This window comes from Neisseria sp. P0021.S005 (assembly GCF_051956955.1).
On the sequence record NZ_JBQCWY010000549.1, the window covers coordinates 1 to 2080 of the forward strand.

General features: G+C 46.1%; 2 protein-coding genes. Both read left to right on the plus strand.

What is annotated here, in order from left to right; genetic code table 11:
• The coding region (locus ACTHUE_RS16705) for a calcium-binding protein (RefSeq protein WP_440424022.1) at positions 1–809 on the plus strand (809 nt) is incomplete at its 5' end.
• Positions 810–972: 163 nt separating this feature from the next.
• Entirely contained in the window at positions 973–1836 is an 864-nt protein-coding gene (locus tag ACTHUE_RS16710) for a phosphoribosylaminoimidazolesuccinocarboxamide synthase (protein ID WP_049322835.1), read from the plus strand.
• Positions 1837–2080 lie beyond the last annotated feature (244 nt).

The window sequence follows — 2080 nt, forward strand, 5'->3', positions numbered from 1 at the left end:
GCGAAGACATCATCTACGGTGGCAACGGCACAGACGTAATCTACGCCGGTGCTGGTAACGACACCATTTACGGTGATGCCGACGGTGACTCTCTGTACGGTGAAGAAGGTAAAGACTACCTGCAAGGTGGTGCTGGCAATGACTACCTGAACGGTGGTTCCGGTGCTGACATCATGCGCGGTGGCGACGGTAACGACGTTTACTTCGTTGACAATGCCAACGACCAAGTTATCGAGTACGGCAATGCACAAGCCGGTATCGATACTGTTCGTACCGTTATTGACTACACCTTGACCGATCACGTTGAAAACCTGTTCTTGCAAGGTATGCAAAACCTGAACGGTACCGGTAACTCTTTGAACAACAACATCGAAGGTAACGGCGGCAACAACCATCTGTACGGTTTGGCCGGTGACGACTGCCTGGTTGGCAAAGATGGTAACGACTACCTCGACGGTGGTGTCGGCAACGACATCCTGATCGGCGGTACCGGTAACGACACTTACTTCTTCGACAAAGGTTATGGTCACGACACTATCCGTGAGGAAAGCGGTAATGACACCCTGTTGTTCGGTAAAGGCGTTGCAGCTTCCGACGTATTGCTGAGCAAATCTGGTGCTAACCTGACTGTTTCTGTTGGTACTAACGACAGCATTACCATCGACGACTGGTTTACCGGTAACAATCACAAAGTTGAAAACTTCAAGTTTGCTGACGGTAGCACTTACCAAGTAACCGGCCACGGCGACTACTACTCTCTGTCTGCTGTAAACCACATCCAAGATCAGACTCAAGCTTCTGTAATCTGATAGGATGGTGATTTTCAGGGTTTTTCTCTGAAATCAACGGATAAGGCCGTCTGAAACCAAAATATAAGGTTTCAGACGGCCTTTATTTTGTAAACAATCTGACGAAAAATTCCAAATTGGGCTAAAATACCGCATTCTTCTGTCTACCAAAGAGATACCCAAAATGTCTGAAATCAGCTTGAAAAAAATCTACTCCGGCAAAGTACGCGATTTGTACGAAATTGACGATAAACGTATGTTGATGGTTGCTTCCGACCGCCTGTCTGCATTCGATGTGATTTTGGATGATCCGATTCCGGGTAAAGGGGAGATTCTGACGCAGATTTCCAATTTTTGGTTTAAAAAACTGGCTCATATCATGCCTAACCATTTTACCGGTCAGACGGTTTACGATGTTTTGCCTGAAAACGAAGCTAAAGCTTTGGAGAAACGCGCCGTCGTGGCTAAAAAACTCACTCCGGTGAAAGTGGAGGCTATTGTGCGCGGTTATCTGGCAGGCAGCGGTTGGAAAGATTATCAAAAGACAGGCTCTGTCTGCGGCATTCAACTGCCTGAAGGTATGCAGGAAGCGCAACAACTGCCTGAAGTGATTTTTACGCCATCGACCAAAGCCGCAGTGGGCGATCATGATGAAAACATCAGCTTTGAAGAATGCGAACGCATTATCGGTAAAGAATTGGCGGCGGAAGTGCGCGCCAAAGCTATTCAGCTTTACACAGAAGCGGCCGAATATGCGAAATCTCGCGGTATTATTATTTGCGATACCAAATTTGAATTTGGTTTGGATGAAGAAGGTACGCTGACTTTGATGGACGAAGTGTTGACGCCAGACTCCAGTCGTTTTTGGCCTGCAGACCAATACAAAGTCGGCACCAATCCGCCGTCTTTTGACAAACAATTTGTCCGCGACTGGCTGGAGCAAAGCGGTTGGAATAAAAAAGCGCCTGCGCCTAAAGTGCCTGCCGATGTGATTCAAAAAACAGTCGAAAAATATCAGGAAGCATTGACTTTGCTGACTCAGGATTGATTTTTAAGTTTGAAGGCCGTCTGAAAAGGATATGTTTCAGACGGCCTTTTTATTGTATAAATACTGGATTTTAAGGATGGTTGCCTTTATAATCGAGAGTTGTTTTCAGCGCCTTAAAGGCCGTCTGAAAGCTTGTTTATAACCTGCCGCACGGTCTGAAACCCTAACTATGCACATTCGGATTTTAGTGTGCATTATTAGTGTTTTAGCAGTGCGGTATTTTGAAAGGAACAATAATGTTCAA

Coding starts and splice junctions, on each gene's coding strand:
- ACTHUE_RS16710 (WP_049322835.1), top strand. CDS start 973: ATGTCTGAAATCAGCTTGAAAAAAATCTACTCCGGCAAAGTACGCGAT.